Origin of the sequence: Variovorax paradoxus (assembly GCF_902712855.1) — a bacterium.
Lineage (GTDB): Bacteria > Pseudomonadota > Gammaproteobacteria > Burkholderiales > Burkholderiaceae_C > Variovorax > Variovorax paradoxus_Q.
The window spans coordinates 1,215,257-1,241,341 of record NZ_LR743507.1 but is presented as its reverse complement, the minus strand read 5'-3'; the positions used below and the strand labels follow the sequence as shown (position 1 = coordinate 1,241,341).

Genomic DNA, 26,085 nt, shown 5'->3' with positions numbered 1-26,085 from the left:
GCTCAGATGCTCAGGCGCGCGTGAACTGGCATTCGCGCACCGCGCCGCGCGCGCCGGTGGACTTCTGCGGGGCCGACTTGACCTTCGCCGTGCGGTAGCTGATGGAGATGAGCTCCGAGGGCACGCCCCAGTTGCCGCCGGAGTTCAGCACCAGGCGGCAGATGCGCGCGTTCTCCAGCACCAGCTCGAAGGTCGACTGCGCTTCGGTCGAGCGCAGGTCGCCGCCGGCCTTGAAGACACTGATGACGACCTTCAGGTCCTTCTCCTGCGCACGCAGCAGGCTCGCGATGGTGGCAGTGGCCGCGTCGCTGCGCCGCGCGACGATCAGGTTGTTCGGCACCACCTGGTTCTGCGCCGACGACTCGGGCACCTGCACCGACCAGTAGTAGCCGCCGATGCTCACGCGCGCCTTGCCGTCGTCGAACGCGCGCTCGAGTTCGCCTTCGACGGGCGAACCCTTGTTCTCGATCATCATGACCAGGTCGAGCTCGGCCGAGCCGGTGCCGATCAGCTCGTAGAACTGCCGCGCGTCCTCGGGGCTCCAGGAGCCGTCTTCAACAAATGCCATATCACCTCCGGTGTTCGGGAAACAACTGAAATGGAAACGCGCGCGCCGCAGCTCATGGCCGCGCTCCGCCGTCCGGTGCGGTCGCTGAGCGGCGCAGCAGCGCGGCGAACACCTGGCGTTCGCCGGCCTCTGCGGGCGGCTGCCCACCACGCACGCGCACCTCGGACATGTCGGCCTGCGCAGAGGCCACGCCGAACAGGCGCGGCGCGCTGTACGGCGTGGCGGGCACGGCCATCACGAGCAGCCGCGCATCGCCGGCGGCGTCGAGCCACGGCAGGTCGAAGCGGCGCGCCGAGGGCTGCTCGGGCGTGCCGCGCTTGAAGCGGTTGGTCTCGCCGGGCTCGTCGGGATAGACCGACTGCAGCGCGCCGCGCGCATCGATGCCGGCAACCACGAGATCGATCGAACGGCCGCTGGTGTTGCGCACGTTCAGGCGCACGCGCTCGCCGGGCGCCGGCGAAGGCAGTGCGCCGGCGGCCTGCGCCTGGCCGAGCGGCTGGCTGCGCACGAGCCGGTCGCCCGCCCAGGTCTCGAGCACCGCGTCGAAGCCGTCGAGCTGGCCGCCGCTGCCGTAGGCCTGCAGCTGCGCGAGCCACTTGAGTTGCGCGAGCGCCTGCAGGCGCCTGCGCAGCGCGGCGGTGTCGGGCACGGTGACGGTCGACACGCTGGCACCGAACAACGGCGCGAGCGGTTCGAGACGGTGGCCCGCGGGGCCCAGGTCGGTCCATCGCACGTCGGCCGTCGCGGGATCGTCGGCGATGCGGATCGCGGCCGGGTAGTCGAGGCTCAGGCCGGCGGGCAGGGGCCTGTCGGCGCGCACGCGCAAGGCCGTGGCGGCGGGTTCGGCGATTGGCGTGACGCTCCAGAACGCACTGCCCGGCACGTCGCGCAGCGGCGCGGGCACCGCGAATCCGCTGTTGCCGAGCCGCACCTGCGCGACGGTGGCCGGCGCGCTGCGCACCTTGCCGTCGTCCAGCGTGGCGAGCACGCGCACGTCCTGCTGCGCGGCAAGGCCGTCGAGCAGGCCGGCCTTGACCGCGAGGCTGTCGCCGCTGCGCTGCGCGCGCCACACCGGGCGCGTGGAAGCGGGCGCGTTGCTGTTGGCGAACAGCGGCGCGTCGAGGTTGCCCTCGGCCACGGGCGACGGCAGCTCGCGCGTGGGAAAGCGCTGGGCGAGCTCGTCGATGACGGGCGGGTACAGCGCGAGCACGCCATCGAACAGGTCGCGCCAGGTGGCAGGCCTGCGAGCGAGCGCCTCCACCACGGCCCAGGTGAGCAGGCCTTGCGGGCGGGCGTCGCGCGCCTTGCGCGGCAGGCGCAGCTCGGGCGTGATCTGGTGGCTCTCGGAGGCGAAGAACGCGACGTAGCGCGCACGCGGGACGGCCTCCGCGGGCGCGGGCAACGCCGGTGCGCGCGCGGGCGGCGCACCGGCCGCCAGCTGCGCGGGGCGCAGGCCGCGCCAGCGCACTTCGTCGTCCGGCGGACCTTCGGCGGTGGCGGGCGCATCGGCCGTGCCGCGTGTCATGGAGTTGGCGGAGCAGGTGTCGAACACCGAGGCGATGAACACGTTCTTCGCCAGGAAGGACTGGATCCACACATCGAAGTCGGCGTCGCGCAGGTCGCCGGTGAGCACCGTGTCGCTGCCGAGCGTGCCGCGCACATCGCGCGCGAGGAAGTTCTCGGACAGGCCATCGGCTTCCTGGTAGCGCTTGGCGATGTCGCGCAGGCGCGTGCCGTGGCCGGAGAAGTAGAGCAGCACGAAGTCGCCGCTCCTGGATTGCGCAAGCAGGCGGGCCAGCGCCTCGTGGATCGCCTGCGACTCCGGCAGCGCCGCGCCGCTCACGCCGTCGGCGAGCACCGTGATGTCGGCAGCGCCGAAGCCCTGCCTGAGCAGCGCGTCGCGCATCAGCATCACGTCGTTGCGCGGCGCCTGCAGCCACAGCGCCTGCGGCTGGTTGACGAGTTCGGAAACGCCCACCAGCAGCGCGCGCTGCGTGGCGAAGGCGAGGCTGCCGCAGGCGAGCAGCCAGAGCACGAGGAGCGCCTGCAACAGCCGGAGCTGCCGTGCGCCTTCGGGTCTTGGGGAGCGGCGCGCGATGGTGCGCCGCTTGCCCCCACCCTGCCCTCCCCCGGAAGGGAGGAGAAAGACATTGGCTCCGTTTGCGCGAGCCAGTCCCGCATTGCTCCTTCCCCCTCTGGGGAAGGCTGGGATGGGGGCAGGCTGAGCGCCCGTTGGATGCGCCGCTCGCCCCCGCCCCTGCCGTCCCCCGGAAGGGAAGGAGAAAGACACCGGCTCCGTTTGCGCGAGCCAGTCCGCATTGCTCCTTCCCCTCTGGGAAGGCTGGGATGGGGGCAGGCAGAGCGCCCGTCGCATGCGACGTCGGCCCCCACCCTGCCCTCCCCCAGAGGGAGGGAGAAAGGAAGCGCCTGCTTGCGCAGAAGCCTCGAACGAGGCCGCGCAGCGCGCCTCGTGGAGATGCAGGGCGCCCCCGCTCCTCCCCGCCCCGGAACGGCAGCGAGAACGACGGCGCATGCGCGGCGCGCTTCATGGCCGCTGCTCCGTCGCCGGGCCGGCCGCTTCGACCAGCGGCGATGACGCCAGCACCGACAGCGCATCGACCGGCTCCGGCACGCGCAGGCGCCACGCGCTGCTGCCGCCCGGTCCGCTCACCACGTCGGCAGAGATCGACTGCAGCAGCCGGTCGGCCTCCTCGATGCGAACGCCCGGCTTCCAGCGCACGAACAGGTCGGCGCGCGCGGGTGCGGGCGCGGCGGGCGCCGCGCGGAAGCGCACCTCGTCGTCCTCGGCCGCGTCGCGTCCGCCGAGCAGCCCGACGTTCTGGATCACCACGCACAGCGCGAGCACCGCGAAGGCCGGGCGTGCCCAGCCTTCCGCGCCGAACCAGCGGCGCACGCTGCCCCACCACCCGCCGCCGGGCCTCGCCTGCGGTTGCGCGCGCGGCGGCGCAAACGAAGCGGCGATCTCGCCTTGCGGCGGCACCAGCGCACGGCTGAGCGCAAGACCCGCGTCGCGGTACAGCGCCTGATGGTCGGCGCGCGGGTCCAGCGGCCCCAGCGGCGTGCCGGACAGCACCGAGAACGCGCCGCCCACGCTGCGCAACGCGATGCGCCCCGGCTCGGGCGCGATGGCCGGTGCGGCATGCGCAGCCCATTCGTCGTGCACCGCGCGGATCGCGGCCAGCCGCGTGGCCGACACCTCGCCGAGCACGCGCGCGCACCACTGCGCGCCCGGCGCGAGCGTGAGCACGTTCCACGCCTGGATCACGCCGAACATCGGCTCGAAGGGTTCGTCGTCGGGCTCCAGCAGCACGTCGAAGGCCGAGGCCCAGTCGGGCTCGCCGGCGGCCATCCAGCCTTGCCAGCGTTCGCCCTGGATGCAGCGGTCGAGCAGCACGCCGAGCAGCCTCCCTTCGTGCACCACGCTGACAAGGCGGCCCGGCGCCCAGCGGGCCGTGAAGGCGCGCCGCGCGACCGCCTCGCGGCGGCGGGCCAGTTCGGCGAGCGGCAGCAGCAGGTCGTGCAGCGGCAGTGCGGGTTCGGCTGCCGGAGCCGGCGCCAGACCCGGCGGCGTGACGACCGCCGTGTGGCCGTCGCCACCGGCCGGGGAACCGGGCACGGGCGGGCCGGTTTCGAACGCGCGGCGGATCACGTCGAGCGGGGGCCAGAGATCGGTGGTCATGGCGTCTGTTCCTGAATCGGCTATGTCTTCAGACATAAGACGCTTCAGCCCCCAGGATTTTGAAGACCTGCAGGATCGCGGCCATGTTGTCCGCCTCGATGGCGATGCCCAGCGTCTGCTGGAGCCAGCCGCCGAGGCGGGTCTTCGCGTAGTCGGCGGTGAGCCCCTCGCGCTTGTGGACGAGGCCCAGCCGGCCCGCGCGGTAGTGGTACGACGCGATCGCATGGCGCGAGGCGATGCCCGACAGCCCGCCCTCGGCCTCCTTGCCGAAGCCTTCGCACAGCAGCAGCCGCTCGGGCTCGGGCAGCCCCGCGATGAAGGCGCGCGCGGCCAGCTGCACGCGCTGCACGCTCAGGCCGTGCTCGGCCAGGCAGCCGTCGAGCTCTTCGCTGGCGCCAACCTCGTCCTCGAGCTGCGCCTCGGTGATCTGGTCGCCGATCGAGAGCTTGCGGCGGAACGCGCTCGCGCGCGTGCAGTCGATGAGGTAGCGGCGGAAGTACGCGCACAGCGCGAAGGCGGTGGACGGTGCGCTGTGGCCCGCGCGCTCCTCGGCCTCGCCGGGATCGGCAGGGTCGGCGTTCAGCCGCAGCACCTTCACGTAGATGAACTGCGCCACCAGCTCCTGGCGGCCTTCGCCCAGCACCTGCAGCTCGGGCGGGTTGCACGCCCCGAGCGCCTCGCCCACGATGCGGTACATCGCACCCATGTCGTCCGGAGACAGCGTCTGCCTGCACCGCCAGAGGCGGACGAGGTCGGCGCTTTCAGCGGACGACAGTGTCTCGATCATTGGCACACCCCCAGGCTTCGCGCACTGCGTGTCGCTTCTCCTTCCCCCTTGCAGGGGGCACCACCGGCGGCCCGGCAGAGCCGGTTCCGCGGTGGTCCTTGGCACACCCCCAGGCTTCGCGCACTGCGTGTCGTTTCTCCTTCCCCCTTGCAGGGGGCAACACCGGCGGCCCGGCAGAGCCGGTTCCGCGGTGGTCCTTGGCACACCCCCAGGCTTCGCGCACTGCGTGTCGCTTCGCCGGCCAGCGGGGTGACCATTGGCCCGGGGGCTTGCATCCTTCGATCCTTCAATCGTCGACGCAGCTGCCTTCGGAGGGCACCAGGCATTGCGGCAGGTTGGCGCCCACGGGGCCGCCGCGGGTGCGGATGGCCGACGAGGTGGCGGCCTGGGCCACGGCGAGGCCGCGCGGCAGCAGGATCCACAGCTGGCCGCGCTCCTTCATGCGGCGCGCATTGGTGGCGGCCTGCTGGCCGTTGCCGAAGAAGTAGTCGGCCCGCACCGCGCCGCGGATGGCACCGCCGGTGTCCTGCGCGATGGTGAGGCGCTGCATCGGAGCACCGCTGCCCGGCGTGCGCGTGGACACGAACACCGGGTAGCCCAGCGGCGTGCTGCGCGGGTCGACCGCGATGGAGCGACCCGCTGACAGCGGCACGCCGAAGGCGCCCACCGGCCCGCCGACCGGCGAAGTGGCTTCCTTGAAGAACACGTAGCTCGGGTCCTTGATGCCCGAGCCCGCCACGGCGCCCGCCGCGCGCCGCCCCGGCACCACGACCGGTCCGCTGGCCGCCGGCCGCGCGAGCGTGAACCCGCGCGTGCGGATCGCACCGCTGTCGACCGCGCCGGCCGCACCGATGTCGTCGTCGTCGCCGTCGTCCAGCTGCAGTTCGATGGACGAGCCGCGCACCTTCACCGGGCTGCGCGGCTTGCCGTTGGCGGCCTGCGCCAGCGTCGGGCGGAAGGGCTGGCCGTTCTGCTCGGCATAGGCCACGCGGATGACCTCGCCGCTGGCCAGCTTGATGCGGCCCGAGCCCTGGATCTGCATCTCGTACAGCGCGGTGGCGCTGCTCACGAAGGCCAGCACCTTCGCGTTGGGCGCGCCCTTGGTCTCTATCTCCTCGCGGGTGTAGTACGGCAGCAGCTGCTTGCCCTCGACGCGCAGGCGCACCTTGCGGTCGAGCGTGTCGCGCGCGATGCCCGAGAGATCGAGCACGTAGAGCCCCGGCGCGCCCATGTCGCGCGTGCTCAGGCCCGTCTGCACGACCACGTTGCGGCCTTCCACGCGCGCGGCGACGGTGCCGTTGCCCGCGGGCAGCTTGCGTGCATCGGCGAACAGCATGTCCTCCGGCTGGCCGTACACCGGGTAGATGAACGGGGCGCCGTACTGGCGCGCGCCCGCGATCTCGGGCTCGAAGTAGCCGGTGACCACGCCGTCGGGGCGGCGGTCGTCGTCGCGGATCTGGTAGGCCGAGAACTCGCTTTCGAAGAACCCCCGGATGGCATTGGTGCTCTTGCCGTCCACGCGCAGCGCGCGGGCGCAGACGTCCTTCCATTCGGCGCCGCGCCCGGTCAGCACCTTGCAGCTGCCGAGGAAGGCGGGCCAGCTCTCGGAGAAGTCGTCGCGCGACCAGCCCGGCACCGCGTCGAAGCTCACCGAGGTGTAGGTCGCGAGCTGCGTGGAGAAGGTGCGCGCCTGGCCGGCCACGCTGGCACCGGCCGGCGGCGGCGTGCGCGCCGTGGTGGCCGATGCGTCTGGCGTGGTGGCAGCAGCCGTGCCGGTGGCGGACGGCGGCGGCGCGGCACAGCCGGCGAGCGAGGCGATGGCGGCGGCGATGGCCCAGCGAAGCGCCGGGGCGAGGTGTTGCGGTTGCGATGGTGCGGCGTTGGCGGTCATGAAAATCTCCTGGTCCGGACAGAGCCGGCCCGAGGGGCCGGCGCTCCCTTCAGACGATTACTTCTCGACGATTTTGAAATTCGCGACGCCGTATGCGTCGTTGCAAGGGGTGCCGGGCGCGCACACGGGCTTGCCCAGCAGCGGTGACGGACCGGTGCCGCGCGTGGCTTCGAGCGCGGCCAGCACCGGCAGCGGAAACACCGGGAACACGCCGTCGTTCTGCACGCCGGCGGCGCTGAAGTCGCGCTCGTGCTCGCTCACGAGCACCGCGAACTGGTCGGTGCCGGCCGGCCCGCCCGCGTCCATCGGCCACGAGGCGCGCGGCAGGGAGAGCGTGCCGCCGGCATTGATCTTGTTGTACTTGTCCAGCAGGTTCGGGAACAGCAGGAACATCTCGCCGCCGCTGGACAGCAGGAACACATAGACGAAGCCTTCGCGCTTGCTGCGGACCTCGAAGGCGAGGCGGTCTTTGCCGATCGCGACCTCCTGCTTCTTCGGCGCGGCGGTCACGTCGAAGCCCGGTGCGGCGCCGGCCGCAAGCGACTGGATCGACTCGGTGGGCGTGCGCGGCGCCGGGGGCGGTGGTGGCGGCGGCGGCGGAGGGCGCTGGGGTGCCTCCGCCACCTTGGTGTCGGGCGGCGGCGCGGACGTGCCGGTTGCGGTCGTCGTCGTCGTGGCCTGCCTTGCGCCGCTGTCGGCGGCGTTGTCGCTGCCTCCACGGCCCTGCATCCACCACCAGCCGCCGCCGGCCGCGGCCGCGAGCACTGCGATCGATGCGATGGCGACGGCGGCCTTGCTGCTCTTTCCGCCGACGCTCGAAGGCGCGGGCGCAGGCGGCGGGGCATTGCCTGCGGACCGGTTCGTGGTCTTGCCGGTGCCGGCGATGACCGTTGCCGCATCGGCGTTGGCGTTGGCCGTACCGGCGCTGCGTGGCGGCTGGGTGCGCGGTGTCGGCGCGATGCTGTGGCCGGTCTCGAGGTCGAGCGCCGCGCGCAGCTCGGCCATCGACTGCGGCCGCTGCTCGGGCCGCACGCCCAGGCCCGCGTCGATCGCCTCGAGTAGCCGCATGCTGTAGCGCCCGCGCAGGATCTCGTTGCCCGCGAGCGGCACGTAGCTGTCGGACAGCAGCCGCGCCACCGAAGGCGGCGGCGCGCGCCCGCACACCGCCACGTGCATCACGGCCGCGAGCGCATACACGTCGGTCCATGCGCCCTGCGACATGTCGGGCATCTCGGCGTACTGCTCGATCGGCGCGTAGCCGGGCTTGAGGATGACCGTGATGGCCTGCGTCTTGTCCGTGATCACGCGGCGCGCGGCGCCGAAGTCGAGCACCACCGGGCGGCCGGAGCCTTCGAGCAGGATGATGTTGTCGGGCGCGATGTCGCGGTGGTAGCAGTTGGCGCCGTGCATCACCGCGAGCGCCTGCGTGATGCCGTCCATGATGCGGATGAGCCAGGCCTCGTCGACGCCCGCGGGAATGGCCACCAGCGCCTCCCGCAGCGTTTCGCCCCGGTAGAAGGGCATGACCATGTAGGTGGTGCCCTTTTCCTGCCAGAAGCGGTAGACCTTGAGCAGCGACGGGTGGTCGAACTGGGCGAGCAGGCGGGCTTCGTTGATGAAGCTGCGCATGCCGAGGTCGAAGGTTTCGCGGTGTCTTTCGGACAGGGGGACGACGGTGCCGTCGTGCTGCCTTGTCGACAGGGAGGTCGGGAGGTACTCCTTGATCGCGACGACGCGCTCCAGTGTGTGGTCCCAGGCTTCGTAGACGACGCCGAAGCCGCCCTGGCCGATGACGCGCGTGACTTCGAATTCTGCGAGGCGGCTGCCTACGGGGAGGAGGCCGGCTTCGGTTGCACCTGTGGCGGGGCTGGTGACGGGGCCTGTCGTGGCCTGCACGGCGCCGGCCGTGATGACCGTGGCTGACGTGTCGCCTGTCGCCGCTGGCTGCGATGGCGGATTTGACCTGGGGACTACACGGGTGCGGTCGTCTTCGTTGGAGTCGGTCATTGACTGGCTCCTTGCTTGGTTTTGCCGATTGATTGCTTCCCGGGGCCGGGTCTCGCCCCGGCAGGCGACCTACTTTTCTTTGCTTCGCCAAAGAAAAGTAGGCAAAAGAAAGGCGACCCCACTGTCTGCGACCCCTTCGCTTCGCTACGGGGCAACCTGCGGTGCTCGCGTTTCGCGGGGTCCGCAGAACTCGCTTCGCTCAAACAGCTGCGGCCCTGATCCGCGAAACACTGCGCTCCTCGGCGCAGCCAGAGGGGGTGGGAGCGGGAACCACACAGGCCTTTGCTTCGCTCGGCCACTGATGCACAGCAGGCGCGCAGCGCCTGCTGTGCTTGCTGTGCTTGCTGTGCTTGCTGTGCTTGCTGTGCTTGCTGTGCTTGCTGTGCTTGCTGTGCTTGCTGTGCTTGCTGTGCTTGCTGTGCTTGCTGTGCTTGCACGGCTTGCACGGCTTGCACGGCTTGCACGGCTTGCACGGCTTGCACGGCTTGCACGGCTTTCAGTGTGTGCAGTGCCTGCTGCGTGTGCTGTAGCTGGTGTGCCCATCGTGCCTGCCGCATCTGCGATGCCTGTTGCATCTGTCGCGCGTGTTGCGCGTACGGTGCTTTGACCGAGCAGCTGTATTCGCTCAAGCAGTCGAACCCTGCCGCATCGCCGAGCGCAGCGAAGGCCTGTCCAGTCGACTCAAAGGCCGAGCGAAGCGATGGCGCGTGTCGATCCCTTCTGGCTGCGCCGAGGAGCGCAGGCGTAGGAGGGATAAGGGCCGCAGCTGTTTGAGCGAAGCGAGTTCTGCGGACCCCCTCCTGCGCCGAGCACCGCAGGTTGCCCGTAGCGAAGCGAAGGGACGCAGACAGCAGGGTCGCCTTTTCTTTGCTTACTTTCTTTTGGCGAAGCAAAAGAAAGTAAGTCGCCTGCCGGGGCGAGACCCGGCCTCGAAACAGCAACCGAGAAGAGGCCTTCATCACCCCTCCTCCGCAAACCCAAGGAACAAAGCATCGAACTGCTCATCCCGAGGCAGCCCGGTACTCAACATCCGAATCCCATGCTCAGCGGCAGGATCACTCAACCAGAGCGAAGCCCCCGCCAGAGGCAAGTCCAGCGATTCGACCGAAATCTCAGGCACACCAGAAGAAGCGCCTTCAACGAACAGCCGATGCAACACAGCATCGAACCGCAAAGCGTCGAGATCACCATCGAGCCCTTCCAACGCAGCCCGCGTCGCATGAGCCCACCACCGCAACGCAGCAGCCAGCGCCTCCCCCTGCAAGCACCCAGGTGCCGAATCATCGAGCTCGATGGCCAGAGCAAACGGAAAGTACCGCCCCACTCCATCGACGGAAGGCATCAGCACGCCGATCCACGCCTGCTCCCCCGCCACCTGCCGACCGAGCGCAAAGCACCACAGAGGCGCCTCCAGATACCGCTCGGTCCAATCCGCCCGGTCCCGCAGCCGCGACATGCCGCGCTGCAGCCACTGGTCCCACACCGCGCGAAACGATTCGGGCAACCGCCTATGCGCGAAGTCCCCCATGCCCGGCAGCTTGCCGAACCACCCCGGCAGCGCGGTCGATGCCAACAGCGGTGCAGAAGAAGAAGCCTGGCTCACAGCCCCTCCGGACAGGCAAACTCGCGCAGCTCGCGCAAGCGAATGGGATGCTGCACGCTGTTCGTGGTCACCTCGAAGCGCGTCTTGCGCGCACCGATCTGGAAGGTGATGAAGAACTTCTCCGGCGCGTCGCCCGCTTCGAGCTGGCCGTCGTCCAGCGTGCGGAACAGCGCCCAGGGCCCGTCCACCGCCGATCCCGAACTGCCGGTGGTCGAAGGCGGGCTCACCTGGATGCGCACCTGGTTGCTGCCCTTCGGCCCCGGCCACTGCACCGCCATCGGCACCACCGGCCCGTGCGCGTACTTCACGAGCTGTCCGTCGACGTCGAGGATGAACTGCGTGATGCCCGCGTCCATCTCCACCGGCTTGAAGTCCAGGCGCATCGACGGGCCGCGCCCGCCGCCGCGGAAGAAGATCTCCTTGATGCGCGCGGCGCGCTCGAACTGCGCCAGCGCCTGCGTGGTGACGGCACCGCGCTCGGCCACGGGCTTGTAGCGCCACGGGCGGGTGCTGGTGTCGACCAGCGCGGCCAGGCGCTTCTGGAAGAAGTCGTCCATCAGGCCGCCGGGGCCGAACATCTGGCCGAAGTCCTCGGGCAGCACGTCGCGCTTGCTGCTCTGCACGAAGGGGTAGCGACCGGCAATGGCGCGCGCGCAGAACTCGGCCACCGGGCGCAGGTCCTGGCTCAGGTTGCCGCGCTCGGCCACCTGGGCCTGCGTGGCGCCGGCCTGGCTCAGGTTCTCGATCATGCTGCGCACCGGCTCGGGCAGGCGGCCCGCGTCCGACTTGAGCTTGCCGGCCACGTCGCCCGGCGGCGGCGAGGTGCGGCCCTTCACGGCCGTGTCGACCGCGTTGAGGTACACGTACACCTCATTGAAGAGCTTCAGCGCATCGTCGATGGGCGCGGGCTGGCTCGGTCCGCCCGCGGTGACGAGCCGGCGCAGCGACTCGAAGCGGTCGTCCACGATGCTCTCGATGCGCTTGCCCGGCGCCACCTGGCGGCCGGGGTCGGCGCCGAACAGGTCTTCCAGACCCTTGCGCGTGTTGCGCACGGTCTCGGTCGCCTTGCTGACGACGTCCTTGTTGGCATCGGCCGCGGGAATGAGCGTGGTCTGCCTGACCACCGCGCGCAGGAAGTTCGCGAGCGGCGAATCGACGCCCGACAGGATGCGCGCGGTCTCGATGTTCTTGTCGAGCCCGCTCACGCGGATCAGGCGCACGTCGGCCAGCAGCGCCTCCCACTGCTTGACGTACTCCTCGAGGTACAGGCGGCGCACACGGTCGGTGAGCGCGCCGAGCGCGGCCACGTCGCGCAGGCGGTCGGCGGCGTTGCGGTCCTGGCCGAGCACCCACGGGTCCTCGTTGGCGAGCAGGCCGGTGAGCACCACCACTTCGTTCTGGAAGCGCTTGTGGTAGCCGTCGTAGGTGAACATGCCCGGCACGCCTTCGGAGAGCGGCTTGCCGCTGATGCGCTCGAACACCAGCGGGCCCGAGGGGCCGGTGGCCTGGGCGACGCTGAAGGCCGGGATGTCCTTGCTGGCGCGCTGGCGCTTCAGGCGGCTGAACACGCGCTGCTCCAGCGGGTAGCTCGCGAGCACGGCGCGCACGCTGCGCACCAGGTTCTCGTCCATCTTGAGCGGCGAGCGCGGCGGGCCCTGCGCGATGAGCACGTCGAGCTGGTCCTCGAGCGCCTTGCGCTGGTCCTCGGGAATGCCGCGGTCGAGGTTGCGCGACCAGTCGAGCGTGATCCAGGCCTTCAGCGCCTCGGGGTCGAAGTGCTCCGGCTGGTAGAGCATCAGGTAGCTCTTGAGCGCCTCGTAGGTGAACTCGAGGTTGTCCTTCTGCGCGGTGCGCAGCTGGTCCTCGATGCGCTTGGCGATCTGCGGCAGGAAGGCGTCGTTGAGCGCGCGCTGGTGCGTGAGCATGGCGGCGGCGTCGAGCTTGTCGCCCTGGTAGAGCCCCAGCGTCATCGACAGCGGCTCGTCGCCCTGCCGGTTCTCGGGCGTCTTCCAGATGTCGCGCAGGCCCTGCAGCACGGGCGCGACCTCGACCAGGTTCTGCACGCGCGCGGGCAGCGCGGCCAGGTTCTGCTTCGCGGGTTCGACGCGGGCCTCGACCGACTTCAGGTAGTTCATGTTCTGCAGCGTGCTGTAGCCCCACGCCGCGAGCAGGCCGACGGTGACCAGCGTCATGGTGGTGACGCCGGCGACGCGCAGTGCGTGGCGACGGCGCTCCAGCTTCACGTCCGCGCCGGCCAGGCGCTGCTCGGGGAACACCACCTCGCGCAGCAGCGAGGTGAGGAAGTAGCTGCGCCCGCTGCTCTTCTGCGGCGCGAGCATCGCGCGCTCGATGCCGAAGCTGCGCGCGAGGCTGCCCATGACGCGATCGATCGGGCTGCCCTCCTGCGTGCCGCTGGTGAAGTACACGCCGCGCACCCACGGCGGCTGCGCGAAGCGAGAGCCGGTGAACACCTGCTCGAGCAGGTCGGACAGCAGCGGCCCGATGGAGCCGAACTGCGCCGGAAAGCCGAAGATCGCCGCGCGGCGCGTGCCGTCGGTCTCGCGCTGCATGCGTGCGATGAGACCGTCGTTGACGCGGTCGTGCAGCAGCGCGAACTCGCGGTGGAAGGCGGCCGACAGCCCCTTCTCCTCGAGCTGCACGTTCTCGCCCGCCGGCAGGGTGAAGCCGAAGACCTGTGCGCGCTGTTCCTTGCCGAGGTCGTCGAAGTAGTCGGTGAAGCCGTAGAGCAGGTCGCTCTTGGTGACCAGCACGTACACGGGCAGGCGCGTGGTGAGCTTGCCGTCGAGTTCGAGCAGGCGCGCGCGGATCGAGGCCGCGAGCTGCGTGCGCGCCTCGGGGCCCTGGCTCAGCAGGTCGGCCACGCTCACGGTGAGGAACACGCCGTTCAGCGGACGGCGCGGCCGCGCCTTTTTCAGCAGGCCCAGGAAGCCTTCCCATGCGCTCTTGTCTTCCGACTGGTGGCTGTCCTGCGTGGTGTAGCGGCCGGCGGTGTCGATGAGCACGGCCTCGTCGGTGAACCACCAGTCGCAGTTGCGCGTGCCGCCCACGCCGCGGATGGCGCCGGGGCCGAACTTCTCGGCCAGCGGAAAGCTCAGGCCCGAATTGACGAGCGCGGTGGTCTTGCCCGCACCGGGCGCGCCGATGAACACGTACCAGGGCAGGTCGTACAGGTAGCTGCCGCCCGAGATGGAGAGCCAGTCGCGCCAGCCCGGCTTCTTGCCGGCGGCGTGAAGGCGCATCTGCTTGAGCGTGGCGACCGCCTCGCTGAAGCGCGTGTCGAGGATCTGCTGCTCGCCGCTGACGGGTGCGCCCGTCCTGGCGGCGGCGGGCGCCTTCATGAGCCCGTCGGTCAGGTGCCGGCTCGCGCGCCGTGCGCGCCAGCGCCGGTACAGCGCGCGCAGCACCACGACCAGCACGATGACGCCGATGACGATGGCGCGCACCGTCTCGCTCTCCAGCGGCGCGAGCGAACCGATCTTCACCAGCGGGCCGATCCACCAGACCAGCACCGCGACGACGATCAGCGCAAGCAGCGTCAGCAGCAGCGGGCTGAACAGGAAGCCGAAGATTTTCTTGATCATTTCGTCGCTCCCGTGGCGGGCGCGACCGGTGCCGGCACCGCCGCCGCGGCCGTGGTGAGCCGCTCGGGTTCGGTCAGCAGCACGATGTCGACGCGCCGGTTGCGCGCACGGTTGGCGGGCGTGTCGTTGGCCGCGACCGGCTCGGCGTCGGCCTTGCCGTCGGCGCGCATGCGCGCGGGGTCGACCAGCGTGGAGAGCGCGCCCTTCACCGCGTCGGCGCGCGCGGCCGACAGGTGCCAGTTCGACGGATAGCGCAGCGAGCGGATCGGCTGGTTGTCGGAGTGGCCGGTGATCAGCACCTCGCCCTTCACCTCGGCCAGCGCCTGCCCGATGCGGCGCAGCACCGGCAGCGACTGCGCCATCGGCTCGGCGCTGCCGGAGCCGAAGAACGAGTCGCCGCGCAGGCGCACCACGCTGCGGTCGGCCTCGTCCGTCACCGTGACCAGGCCCTGCTTGATCTCTGGCTCGAGGAAGCGCGCCAGGCGCGGCGTCTTCGCGGGCAATGCCGGCGGCGCGATCTGGAGTTGGGGCGCACGCAGGCCCGACACCGCGGCATAGGTGGTGTCGGAGCGGTAGTTGAGGGTGAGCCGCAACCCGAACCAGGCGAGCGCGAGCAGCAGCGCGAAGCCGGCCGCGAACACCCACAGCGGCAGCGACTCGCGCAGCCGCACCGTGCCCGCGCCCTGCCCGCGCCAGTGCGGCGAGAGCTCGGGCTCGACCGCCGGGCGGTCCTTCGCGATCAGGTCGGCCAGGCGCTGGCGCACCGAGTCGAGCTGCGCGCGGCCGTTGTCGACGACGCGGTAGCGGCCTTCGAAGCCGAGCGCGAGCACGCTGTAGATCAGCTCCAGCAGCTGGCGGTGCGTGGGCACGTCCTGCGCGAGCTTGGCCAGCAGCTGGAACACCTTCTCGCCGCCCCATGTCTCGTTGTGGAACTGCACCAGCAGGCTCTGCTTGTTCCAGCCGGCCTGCACGCCCCAGGGCGTGTTGGCCACGGCCTCGTCGAGCGCGGTGCACAGCACGTAGCGCGCGGCCAGCACCGACTCGTTGCCCACGCCCGCGCGTCGCGCGCCCTGGTCGAACTGGTTGACCGCCTCGGCGGTGGAAGCGCGCAGCGCCGGCACATTGGGCGGCTGCGCGAGGTTGCGCAGTTTGCCGATCAGCACCAGCAGCTTGCCGGCGGCAGAGACCAGCGGGTTCAGCAGGCCCAGCTCGCCGACGTCGGCGGCCGGCACCGGATCGGCGCCGCCGAAGAACGGTGCGGGCGCCGGTGCCGGCGGCATGCCGCCCGGTGCGCGCGGCTTGGGCTTGATGACAGTGCGCTCGGATTCGAAGGCGGCAAAGGGATCGGGAGGCGTGCTCATGATGGCTCCACGCAGACGGTGCCGGTTCGTGGAATGCCGCGGAACCGGCCTGGCCGGACCGCTGGCGTTGCCCCCTGGAAGGGGGTTGGCTTGGCGACACGAGGCGCGCGAAGACGGGGGGTCATGCGCGTATCGCCCAGAAAGCCAGGTCCAGCCCGGGGAAGTCGCCCGCGATGTGCATCGCGATGCCGCCGGACTGCTCGAGCTGGCGCCACAGGTCGCTGTTGCGCGTTTCGAGTTCGAAATAGTTGGCGCCCGTGTGGAACGGAATCTGGCGCGGCGCCACCGGCATCGGCGTGAGCGTGACGCCGGGCAGCGCGAGGTTCACGAGGTCGCGGATGCGCTCGACCGGGCCGATCTTCACCTGCGTGGGGAAGCGCGCGCGCAGTGCCTCGCTCGGCATGTTGGCGTTCACCGCGAGCACGAAGGTGGCCTTGCGCTGCAGTTCCACGTCGGTCACCACCGCCACGCGCACGCCGTGCTTGCGGTCGTGCAGGTCGATGCGGATGGCCGACTGCTCGAACACCATCGAGAGGCTGCGGCGCAGGTCGTCCATCACCGGACGGAAACTCAGCGCGAGGTCGTCGTGGATGTAGGGGCCGAAGCGCGCCACGCGGCGCGAGTCGCGAAAGCTCGACAGGTCGCCGGCCAGGCCGAGCGCGTGTTCGAAGAAATGCTGCGGGTGCAGCATCGCGCTTTTCGCCAGGTGCGCGAAGATGGCCTCGTTGCGGTTCACGGCCTGCAGCAGCATGAAGTCGGCGATCTCCGCCACGCCGCCGGTGCCGCCTTGCGTCATGCGGCCTGCGAGGGCTTCGCCGCGCTGCCGCAGCAAGCCCAGCAGTTCGTCGAGCCACGCGCGGATGACCGCATGGCCCGCCACGTCGAGCAGCGGCGGCAGCATCGCGCGGTCGAGCTGCACCTGGTTGTCGACGCGGCGCTCGACCACGCGTGCCACGCCCACGGTCGTCCAGGCATCGGTCGCTTCGCCGGCGCGCATCAGGCGCGTGTGGAGCTGGCCGAGCTGCAGCACCGCGGTGCGTTCGCCGGCGGTGTTCGAGTCGGGCACTTCGGACTCGAGCACGCGGTGGCGCACCAGCTCTTCATAGTCCTCGGCATCGGCCTCGCGCGCGCCGGCGCGGCGCAGCGGCAGCGCCAGCACCACGGCCTCGTCGCGCATGGAAGAAGGAATGTCGATCGGGTCGGGCAGCGGATCGACCGCGGGCATGTCGAACACGGTGCCGTCGCCGAAGACGCCGACCGCGCGCACCAGCGCCAGCTTGCCCAGCGTGAGCGCGGCCGCGTCGATCTCGAGTTCGGCAAAGCCCCAGGCGTAAGGCGTGGTGGAGCGCAGCAGCACGTGCCGCGCGTGGTCGGCATGACGCTCGCTTTGCTGCAGGTGCTGAGGCTGCAACAGCATCCCCTCGCTCCAGACCACTTTTGTTCGCCAACTCATCCGCGCTCCGTCAACGGCAAGGGTGCCGGGAAGAAAGAAACACGAAGTTTCCGGCGCCAGGAGCGGGAGGCAAATCCGCCTTAAGGCCTAGCTAACGGCCTAGGCGAGGGGGAGAGGAGGTACGGCGAAGGGAGTAGACGGGGCGTTCGGTGCGGTGCAAGGGGCGCCGATGGCGCGGCGGAGCGGAGCCGCCGCGCTCCGGCGGCACCCCGAATCATCCGCGAAGCGAGTCCGCCCGGCGCGCCCCGAATTTGGCGTCGGCCGCGTGGATCTTCAAGGCGGCCGCTGCGCTGCCGGCCTCCACAGACCCCATGCACGCATACCCTTTGCGGATCTGCCATCGCGCGCGCAACCAGTTGCCGATGCTTCCGAGGACGATGCTATTCAGGAAGCCGAACAAGGCAATCGCGCCCAAGGTGGCCTCGCCCTCCCCTCCGATTGCCTTCGCGATGCCGGCAACCAGCATGCCAAGCGCCAGAAGCGCCAGCGCAAGCGGCCACACGCCATGGCACAGCGCCCATATCCACCCGAAAAGGAACGCCGTCCAGCTCCATTCTTCCTTGATGGCTGCCACGTCACCCGAAGGGTGCTCGAAAATCTTGTAGCTCTTCATTTTTTTCACTCCCATTTCTGCTTTTTCTTGATCTCGGCGATCTCTGTCGCCCCACACACATCGGCGCGTCTGGCCTGATGACCTCCCTTCCCTTCCCTTCCTTTCTTTCCGCCGCAATGGCGTTCGATTCAAGTCAGGTGGCGGTCCGGACCGCAGCTTTCGATATGCGTCAGTGCGCGGATCGAGCTCTGTGACCATGGGGCCGATCGCATCGACGATGTGTCGCGGCCACTCCACCTTCTTTGAAGTGGCGATCTGGCACCCGCCAGCGCCAAGAACTGACAACGTTCGACTGTCCGTGACGCCCGGATCACAGTGGCGGCGGCCGCCCGGGCCGCAGCGCGCCGTACTTGTCCGAGCGCAGGTCCGGTTCGTTGATCAGTCGCCCGATGGCATCTTTGATCTCCTTCGGTGGTTCAACCTTCTGCGCAGTCCACACGGTCAACCGACTGAAGAGCAGCCAGTTCACATACAACGGCACGGTGATGGGCAGGCCGATGTGCTTGAAGAGCGCCCGCCATGGCTGCTCTTTCCAGTGGCGAGCCGGCTGATCGAGAAGCGGCACGACAGCACCCAAGTCGCTCCATCGCATGTGGGCCCCCATGTTCGACGCCGGCGGAAGCCGCCCTCCACGAGCGGCGCGCTGCGGTTTTCCATGTCGCGTCCCCAAGCACCCGTCAGGCAAATCCGCTGAAATTCGATGACGTTGGGGTACACGCCCGTGAGGCAACTTTCGTGACTGGCCATGCTCCCCGCGTGACGCCGCCTGTCATCGCGCTCGACCAGACCAAAGACACTTCCTGAGTCGCGATGCTTGTCGGTGCTCCTGCCGTTGACGTCGGTGCCGTCCGTCGTCGGCGCTGCTCCTGGGCGAACAGCCAGAAATAATGAAGCCAAGGCGATGGCGATCCTCGCGTAGACGTCCTGCTTTCCAATTCAACATCCTTCATCACATCTCCGGAGGCGGTCCTGGACGCAATCCGCTGTGCTTGTCGGTGCGCAGATCCAGTTCTGTGACCAAGGGGCCGATCGCATCGACGATGTGTTGAGGCCACTCCACCTTCTGCGCAGTCCATACGGTCAAGCGGTTGAAGAAGAGCCAGAGGATGTAGAGCGGCACGGTCACCGGCATCCCGATGTACTTCAAGAGCGTCTTCCAAGGCTGCTCCTTCCATCGCCGTGCCGGCTGGTCGAGGAACGGCACGACGGCGCCAAAGTCGCTCCATGGCTGGTACACGCCCATCGTCGACTGCGGCGGGAACTCACCCACCGTCAAGGGCGGGGCCTTCTCCTCCATGTAGCGGCGGATGTACTCCCACAGCGCCGGGACGATTTCGACGTTCGTGAACTCGAAGTGGTCGACGATGGTGGGGTCGGTGCTGCTTTTGCGCACCAGGAAGACCAGATGGTGATTGCGCTGCGCCGCCGCGCTTGACACCTGTACGGTGACATGGTGCTCGGCGTCGATCAGCCGCCATTCATAAGCCGTCAGGATGGCCTTGCGCGGTCCGAGGCCGCCCCAGCGCCGCTGGCCTTTGGAGACGACCTTGTAGACCTTGCGGTGCTTGCGGTCGAAGTAGAGTGGTTGGTCGGCAGGGGAAAAAAGCTCGATGTATGCAAAGAGCCCGAAGAGCGCCCATGCGATGGCGTGCCAAAAGACGATAGATACATACCCCTTCAGTTCGAGAAGGCCGGGAACAATAAGCGTTTGCAAGAAAATTGTTCCTAGCACTCCCGACGCGAATCCGTATGTCACCCAGAAGCCGCCGCCCTCCAGGAACGGCATGCGTTGAAATTCGATGGTGTTTGCATGCACGCCGGTCAACCGACCCCAATGGTCGGACTGTCCGGATGCAGCGACCTTCTTCCTGTAACGCTGCACAAGGCCGGGGAGTTTATTCGCCGATCTGTCTTTCTCCGTACTGCTGCCTTTGACGTTGAGCCCGAACATGGCGTCATCCCCACGTGCCCGGGGCATCAAGGAATAACGGCGGCATCTCGCTCTGGGGCACATTTACTCTGTTCGCATTGCGCTTTCTCTCATTGGCCTCCATGGCTTCGAAATTCACGTTAATCATGTCGAACTCCCACGTTTCTGTAGCCATGTTGTTGTAGGAGAGTTTTCGATCTGTGCCGAAGTAGCTTCGGCTCACCCATCGCTGAAGGTTGTTTCGCTCGGAGGCTGCGCCGGTCACCGCGAATACCACTCCTAGAACGAGCATGCCCCAGCCTAGGGTTGTGACAGTTGTCAGCACAAGACCACCAAGGGCCGCACCGCTCATCCCGACGATTGCAGTGACAAGGGCACGTTCGACGCCACGCTGCAGGAGGACCTGAGCCACTCGCTGTGCACCTGCTCCGATGAAACGACTGGATGCGCCGCTGCTCAAGGCATCGGCCACAACGGCAATGTTGAAGAGACTCTGCATCCCGAAAGCGGCAGACGAAGCAAGATGCGCCTCGTAAGCCATGTTGTCGCCTTGCGCATGTGCCTTTTCTGACTTGCGGTACGACAGGTATGCATCGATCGCCCCGGTCGCCAGTCCCGCCATCGCCAGCGCGATGCGGATGTTGGCGAGCTTGGCCGTGACGACGGCGCGGGTTGATCGATCAGCCGCGTCGACCACGTTGGGCGTGCGCGAGAGCATAGATCTGTTTGCCGCACCGCGCAGTTCCACCAGCGATGCAGTGAAGCTCATCAGGCCGCTGAAAAGATTCAGCCCCTGGTCAAAGCGCTCTCGCCGGTCGGGTCTGTCGAAGGACTTCCAGAAGTCTCGCACCGCCCAGACCAGCCCTGCCGCCTGCACGATTGCCACCCCATAACCGAGCCGGCGGTCTGCCTGGATTTCGGCTTCGACATTGGCTCGTCCGGCTGCAAGGTGGTCTTGAAGATGGCGTCGGCTCCGTGGTGAGACCTGCTGGAGATTCACGGACCTGGCGTACTCGTCGAACCTGGCAAGCTCCTTTCCGCCCTTGCTGCGCGGAGAGCTTCCCGGCGCATGCGCCCGCTCGCTCGGTACTTCATGGAGCAAGCCATCATGCGCACCGATATGCCAGATACGTTTCACCATCACCTTGCCGTTCACCTTCCGGTTCTTCAGCAGTGACCGGCGATCCGCATCGGAATAGAAGCCCCGGTGCTCCGTCGAATGCATGTGGGCATCGACATCGGCAAGGTCCCAGACCTCGCTGAGCACCACGGGCAGGTAAGCCTGTCCGCTGTCCACGGCTGTTCTCATGGCCTGGAGCAAGGTTTGCTCCACAACACTCAGGTTGACGATCTTCTTCATGCGCAATTCATCCGCGCCAGGGAGATCCAGGACCTTCTGCCTGTGAAGCGCGGCCACACCCTGGAACACCGCTGCTGCCATGGCGGCAAGATGGCCCGCGGCCAGCCCCACCACGATATTCACCATCCAGCTGTGCTTGCGGCCCCATGACGCCGTCAGCATGCCCTTGAAGATGTCCACCACCTTGTCGCGCATGTTGTTTTCGTTGCTGCGGTCCCACTCGCCATCGAGCATGGCCGCCACCTGCTCGACGACCGATTTTTGGTTGCCCACCATGGCTCTCAGGGCAACAGCACGCGGATCGACGATGGGCAGCGTCATCGTGTGATCTCGATAGTCATTGATGCAGGCCTGAATGCTCAACGGCTGCGGCACATGGATGCGATCGCTTTCCTGTGCATAGATCAACCCATGACTCACGGGATCTGTCAGCCTGTTGGGCGCGTCTTCGTCGAAGTGATGTTCGAAGTAAGTCAGAGTATCCCGGCGACGCATCGCGGCCAGCCAGTCACGCTCGAAGGAAGCGAGCGCTTCGGCTTCGGCATGACGGTCCTTCCGAAACGCGGCCTCCCACGCTGCACGTCGCGGTTCGTCGATCTGACTTGACACCTGCTCTCGCCAAAGGCGGTTGAAGTTGGCAATGCGGCTTCGGTGGATTCCGGCCTGCTGCCTCAGGTTGTCGGGTTGAAGCATGCGACCATTGGCACTACCGTCTTCCGCTTCGCCTCCGGTGCTTTCCCAGATGTACCCCATCTCCTTGACATAGGTGCTGTCCTTGACCGCATCCCATTTCTTGGCCGAAGTGCTGCCGTATGCATAGGCTTCCGTACTCGTGGCTGCCGCTGCCTCGAATGCCTCCTTGAGGCCCTTGAGCAACTGGTTGCTGGCAAGCGGCCAGGCCACCTCAGGCGCCAGCAGCCTCTGCTTGTGGACCCGATCGACCGCCAGCCGGATGCCGTTGAGATCGGCCGCAAGGCCAACCGGATCGGGAACGGCCACCACCATCGGCTGGCCTTGGTGGCCATCGCTCTGCTTGCGCATGACCTCGGCCATGGCGCGGGCTGCCTGCATGGCCGCGACGTGGCCGGCTGGATAGAACGGCGTCGCCTCTTCTTCAAAGCCGCCGTGCTTCAGGTGCTGCACCGCATAGTCGGCCACGTGCGCATTGAGCATCGGCGCCTCCGCCGCAAAGCCGTGCGCCGGTGGCAAGCCACCAAGGCTCAGTTCAACCATGCCCGACGTTTTCAGGTTCCTGGCCACGCGGGCCTTGATCGCGTCACTCCACCAGTTCATGCTGAAACCGACCCACACCGTGGCAATGCGCTCGGGGTCCGCGATACAGATCGTTCGCATGTCGTGCGGGTGCGTCACCTTCTTGTCGCAGGCGAAGCTGCTGTCTTCGAACACAAATTCGCCCTGACGGATCAGCGCTGCCTTGTCGTGCACCCGGTAAGCAAGCCAGCGTCCGACCTGGCCCTCCGGCTTTTCGCCGGGAAAAAAGACGTAGACATAGCCCTCGCGGCGCAGCAGGCGCAAGGCATATTTCGATTTCGCCTCGAGAGGGGGCAAGCCGAATGCCGAGACGGTGCCTGCATGGGTGCGGATTGCGGCACTGCCTTGGGGTGCAATCTCGGGGTCGGTAGCAACGGCTGTGGGCCGCACGAGCAGGATCGACAGGCCGCTCTTCTGGCATTTCTTGCAGGTCATGGTGTTCGGTGAAAGCGTGCAGAGATGGATCGTTCGAATCAGGACCAATGGCAGCGAAGCGCTCGCAACCTGTCGGCCAGAAGCTGCTGCGTCTGGTGTGCCCGGTCGATGCATCCCTGCAGTTCGGGGAACTGCTCGAAGGCCGGGAACCGCAGTGCCTCGACCACATAGGCGGCAAGATCCACCGGCTCATGCAAGCCGCGAGAGCGGGCGCGTTGGAGCACTGCCGACACCTGGGCCAGCGCGTCGTCCGGCAGCGGATGCCGAAATCCTTGCCATGCCATCAGGCTTCGATTGACGACCTCGGCTTCGGCCACGAGTCGCCGGTGCGCCACATCCAGCCGCAGGGACTTGTGGGCGACCGGCCCCTCCCGACCTTGCAGCACACGCAGCTTGAAGTTGGAGTCCAGATAGATCCAGCGCGCGATGCCCGTCAGTTGCTGCGCCCAATCGATGCCGCATGTCTCGACCGGCGGTTGGAACGGGTTCAGCAACGCGAGAACACGGCGATCGGCCAGTCGCAGATAGCGGGTGCGAGAGCTTGCATCTGCAATGAGCAGCGCCCCCAACTGTCGCGACAGGGCTGAGCCGCCGTTCCCGGCATGCGGCTGAAGCCACCCACCGATGCGGTATGCGCCGCTGCCGTTGATGCAGGCACGCAGATGTTCATGCGCTGCCCACTCGATGCTCCGGGCCAGCAAGGGGTCTTGCGCGTCCTCGAGCTCGATCACGTAGGGCCATCGTGCTGCAGGCACTTGCGTTCCTTCGCCCGGTACCGCATGGCGTGGATGGCCGTCGATCGGCGGTTCCACGTCGCCCAGGAAGGGATCGATCAGAAGATACACGGCACCGTCGTGCAATTCCTGCCGGAGCGACGTTTCGAGGGCATTCAGCAGTGCCTGCGGTACCTCGTTCCATGGCCATTCGGGAAAGGCTTCGTCCGAGATGGTCTGCGGGGCCTGCACTTCAGATCAGTCCCGCGCCGCCGGCCACGGCCTTGCTGTCGGAAGGCGAGCAACCGTCGTAAGTCTGCGGATTCAACGGCGAACTGGCAGGCCCCGCCTTGACATGGCTGGCCGCATGCTCGACCCACGCGCCTGTCGTGCCATGCAGGATGCCTGCGTTGCTCCACTCGGTGAAGCTGCCCCCGCCATTGACCACCACCTTCACCGGTGCGCTGATGCAGATTTCGGCGGTGGTGCTGGTGATCCGCACGGCCTTCCTTGCCGCCAGATCGATCCGGTCCTTGTGCGCCTCGACCTGTACCTTGCCGTTGCCGGCAATCCATTTCATGCCGTTCTTGAGCGCGAACAAGCGGATGCCATCCTTGGCGCTTATCAGCAAACGCCTGGCAGCGCTGAAGCTCGTGTGGCCTTCGCTGGAGATCGCGACGTGGTCTCCGGCTTGCAGATGCAGACTGCCAGGGGTGGTGGCGGCGATGCCGGCCGCACTGGCAAGCACGAGGTGCGGCTCTTCCAGTTCGGGGAAATGGCCTTGGGACGCGTTGCCGTCGCTGCCCTTGATGGCACCGGCCTGTGCCTTGAGTGCGGTGGCGACAAGGGCTTGGTCCCGTCCGCTGTCCTGCAGCTTCGCCGTCGTCGCCGCTTCGGCCAGTGCGTCGTGCTGCTCGCATGCAGCTTTCAATCGGTGGGTCGTCTCACCCATGTCCTTGGCGTGCCGAGCAGCAGCGGTGCGCGCTTCGGTGGAGATGAGCAGTCCGTCCTGCGCCCGCAGCACGCCATGGCCGTCGGTGCGCAGCTCGAAGCCCTCGCCGCGCGGCTCCTTGCGCCCGGCGTTGTCTTCCACGCGCGTGATGAACCCCAGGCTCAGGCTTGAGCTCTGGTGGTCGCTCTTGAGCTGCGCCTGGATCCGGCCCTCGGTGTCGTCCATCAGCAGGTGGTTGGAGCGGCCCGCCGCACCGTTGCCGCCACCGGGCGTCAGCTCCCGGCTTCGGAAGCCGCTCAGCGCGCCCTGGCCGGGCAGCGCCCACGGCGGCATGTTGACCTGGTTGTGCACGCGCCCCGTGCAGATCGGCAAATCCGCATCGCCACCGATGAAGCTGACGACGACCTTCTGGCCGATGCGCGGCAGGTGGATGCCGCCCAGCTGGTTGCCAGCCCAGGGTGAGCTCACGCGCAGCCAGCAACTGCTGTGCGCATCGCTGCCGCCGATGCGGTCCCAGGGAAACTGCACCTTGATGCGCCCGAGCGCGTCGGTCCAGAGGTTCTGTCCTTCGGGGCCGACGACCCGCGCGACCTGCGGGCCGTCGCAACGGGGCTTGCGCTGCGTCAGGGCGGGGCGAAGCGGCTCGGTGACCGGATGCGCTGTGAAGTCGACCTCGACCCGCCATTGCTGCTTTCTGCCGGAGGCTTCGCGGGGTTGGCTGTTCTCGCCGATGTCTTCGATGAGGAAGCGGGTGTCCAGCACGAGGTATTCGGCGTTGGCCTTCTCGCGAGGATGTCTGGTCAGCCTGAAGGTGCGCCCGGGCACCATGCCCCGGAGGTTGCCGCTGGCCTCGGCCCTGGCACCGTGGGTTCGAAGGGCCTGCATGCGCAGCAGGGCCAGCAGGTTGCCTTCGCTGCGAGGGTCGTGGGTGGCTGCATTGCCCGCGCCGGGCTGGGCGTAGTGGCTGCCACCCGTGCCAGCATGCCATTCGTAGACCTGCGCATCGGCATGGCCCGTGGGGCGTGGGTCCTTCCGGCTCGCACCCAGGTCGGCCCGCGGCCGGGTGTAGTCGTAGTCCCGTGTCGCATACCGCCCGCTCGCGAGATGGCTTGCGGGCACGAAGCTGTGGATGTATTCCGCATCGAGCTTCCAGCCCGGGGCGTGGTACTCGACCTCCCGGTACATGGCACTGTCTGCCTGCCCGTAGGCCCCCATCGCATCGCACAGCACCAGGCGGTGCCTGCCGTGCGAATGCTCGAAGTGGTAGCTGATGCCCCACTCCTGGCACAGCCGGCTGAAGAAGGCGAAGTCGCTCTCGTTGAACTGGGTCTGGTAGTCGCGTGCGGGGTAGGTCTCTACCAGGCGCTTGTCCACCGGGAATGCGTAGTCCGCGAGCAGCGCGTCGAGGATCTGCACGACCGTCCGGTCCTGGAAGATCCTGCAGTCGGTGCGCAGCGTGGCCAGGTGCAGCCAGGGCCGCAGCGTGAGCTTGTACTGGACGTGGCGGCCTTCCTCGCCCCAGAGGGCCGCATCGGTGATGAGCGCGTTGATCTGGCGCACGCCCGAGGCACCGTCGTCCAGGGCGATCTCGCAGCAGGCCTCGCGGCCGACGAACGCATCGAGATCGAAGTTCGCGGCCATCGACGCATCGAGGTTGGATGCATCGGGCGTCTTGAGCAGCAGCTCGTATTCGAAGAGGGCGTTCAGTGCCTCATGGCCCGACAGTCGCACGGGCTCCAGGGCAGGACGGCCCTGGCGCTGAGGGATCGCGGAGGAGCTGACCGAGAGAGTGCGCGGCATCGACGACTTCCATGGCAAGGAACGTGGTCGAGGCAGTC

At 68.3% G+C, this 26,085-nt stretch carries 16 protein-coding genes; all 16 read right to left on the bottom strand.

The window, feature by feature from the left end; genetic code table 11:
- Nucleotides 1-10: 10 nt before the first annotated feature.
- The gene (locus tag AACL56_RS05650; RefSeq protein WP_339088848.1) at nucleotides 11-568 is read right to left on the bottom strand and encodes a type VI secretion system tube protein Hcp; all 558 of its coding nucleotides are present in this window, start codon (nucleotides 566-568) and stop codon (nucleotides 11-13) included.
- A 52-nt stretch (nucleotides 569-620) separates the two neighbouring features.
- Nucleotides 621-2,603, bottom strand: a complete 1,983-nt coding sequence (locus AACL56_RS05645) for a caspase family protein (RefSeq protein WP_339088846.1) — start codon at nucleotides 2,601-2,603, stop codon at nucleotides 621-623.
- Between the two features lie 510 nt (nucleotides 2,604-3,113).
- Nucleotides 3,114-4,268 (bottom strand): hypothetical protein, encoded by a 1,155-nt coding sequence (locus tag AACL56_RS05640; RefSeq protein ID WP_339088845.1) that lies wholly within the window; start codon nucleotides 4,266-4,268, stop codon nucleotides 3,114-3,116.
- A 28-nt stretch (nucleotides 4,269-4,296) separates the two neighbouring features.
- Nucleotides 4,297-5,055, bottom strand: a complete 759-nt coding sequence (locus tag AACL56_RS05635; RefSeq protein ID WP_339088844.1) for a hypothetical protein — start codon at nucleotides 5,053-5,055, stop codon at nucleotides 4,297-4,299.
- A gap of 286 nt (nucleotides 5,056-5,341) precedes the next feature.
- On the bottom strand, nucleotides 5,342-6,946 hold the full coding sequence (gene mltA, locus AACL56_RS05630; protein WP_339088843.1) for a murein transglycosylase A: 1,605 nt from the start codon (nucleotides 6,944-6,946) through the stop codon (nucleotides 5,342-5,344).
- A 57-nt stretch (nucleotides 6,947-7,003) separates the two neighbouring features.
- Complete coding sequence (locus tag AACL56_RS05625; protein WP_339088842.1) at nucleotides 7,004-8,953, bottom strand: serine/threonine-protein kinase; 1,950 nt, start codon at nucleotides 8,951-8,953, stop codon at nucleotides 7,004-7,006.
- 958 nt (nucleotides 8,954-9,911) lie between these two features.
- Entirely contained in the window at nucleotides 9,912-10,556 is a 645-nt protein-coding gene (gene tagF / locus AACL56_RS05620; protein ID WP_339088841.1) for a type VI secretion system-associated protein TagF, read from the bottom strand.
- The gene (gene tssM, locus AACL56_RS05615) at nucleotides 10,553-14,158 is read right to left on the bottom strand and encodes a type VI secretion system membrane subunit TssM (protein ID WP_339088840.1); all 3,606 of its coding nucleotides are present in this window, start codon (nucleotides 14,156-14,158) and stop codon (nucleotides 10,553-10,555) included. The genes tagF and tssM overlap by 4 nt, the downstream gene beginning before the upstream one ends.
- Complete coding sequence (locus tag AACL56_RS05610; RefSeq protein ID WP_339088839.1) at nucleotides 14,155-15,519, bottom strand: DotU family type VI secretion system protein; 1,365 nt, start codon at nucleotides 15,517-15,519, stop codon at nucleotides 14,155-14,157. Before AACL56_RS05610 ends, tssM begins: the two co-directional genes overlap by 4 nt.
- Nucleotides 15,520-15,640: 121 nt before the next feature.
- On the bottom strand, nucleotides 15,641-16,972 hold the full coding sequence (gene tssK / locus AACL56_RS05605; RefSeq protein ID WP_339088838.1) for a type VI secretion system baseplate subunit TssK: 1,332 nt from the start codon (nucleotides 16,970-16,972) through the stop codon (nucleotides 15,641-15,643).
- Nucleotides 16,973-17,186: 214 nt separating this feature from the next.
- The gene (locus AACL56_RS05600) at nucleotides 17,187-17,585 is read right to left on the bottom strand and encodes a DUF2628 domain-containing protein (RefSeq protein WP_339088837.1); all 399 of its coding nucleotides are present in this window, start codon (nucleotides 17,583-17,585) and stop codon (nucleotides 17,187-17,189) included.
- 310 nt (nucleotides 17,586-17,895) lie between these two features.
- The gene (locus AACL56_RS05595; protein WP_339088836.1) at nucleotides 17,896-18,162 is read right to left on the bottom strand and encodes a hypothetical protein; all 267 of its coding nucleotides are present in this window, start codon (nucleotides 18,160-18,162) and stop codon (nucleotides 17,896-17,898) included.
- Between the two features lie 372 nt (nucleotides 18,163-18,534).
- Nucleotides 18,535-19,536 (bottom strand): DUF6708 domain-containing protein, encoded by a 1,002-nt coding sequence (locus AACL56_RS05590; RefSeq protein WP_339088835.1) that lies wholly within the window; start codon nucleotides 19,534-19,536, stop codon nucleotides 18,535-18,537.
- Between the two features lie 4 nt (nucleotides 19,537-19,540).
- Nucleotides 19,541-22,582, bottom strand: a complete 3,042-nt coding sequence (locus AACL56_RS05585) for a T6SS effector BTH_I2691 family protein (protein ID WP_339088834.1) — start codon at nucleotides 22,580-22,582, stop codon at nucleotides 19,541-19,543.
- 38 nt (nucleotides 22,583-22,620) lie between these two features.
- Nucleotides 22,621-23,547 carry a hypothetical protein gene (locus tag AACL56_RS05580; protein WP_339088833.1) on the bottom strand — a complete coding sequence of 309 codons (927 nt, stop codon included), beginning with the start codon at nucleotides 23,545-23,547 and terminating at the stop codon, nucleotides 22,621-22,623.
- A 1-nt stretch (nucleotide 23,548) separates the two neighbouring features.
- Entirely contained in the window at nucleotides 23,549-26,047 is a 2,499-nt protein-coding gene (locus tag AACL56_RS05575; RefSeq protein ID WP_339088832.1) for a type VI secretion system Vgr family protein, read from the bottom strand.
- Nucleotides 26,048-26,085 lie beyond the last annotated feature (38 nt).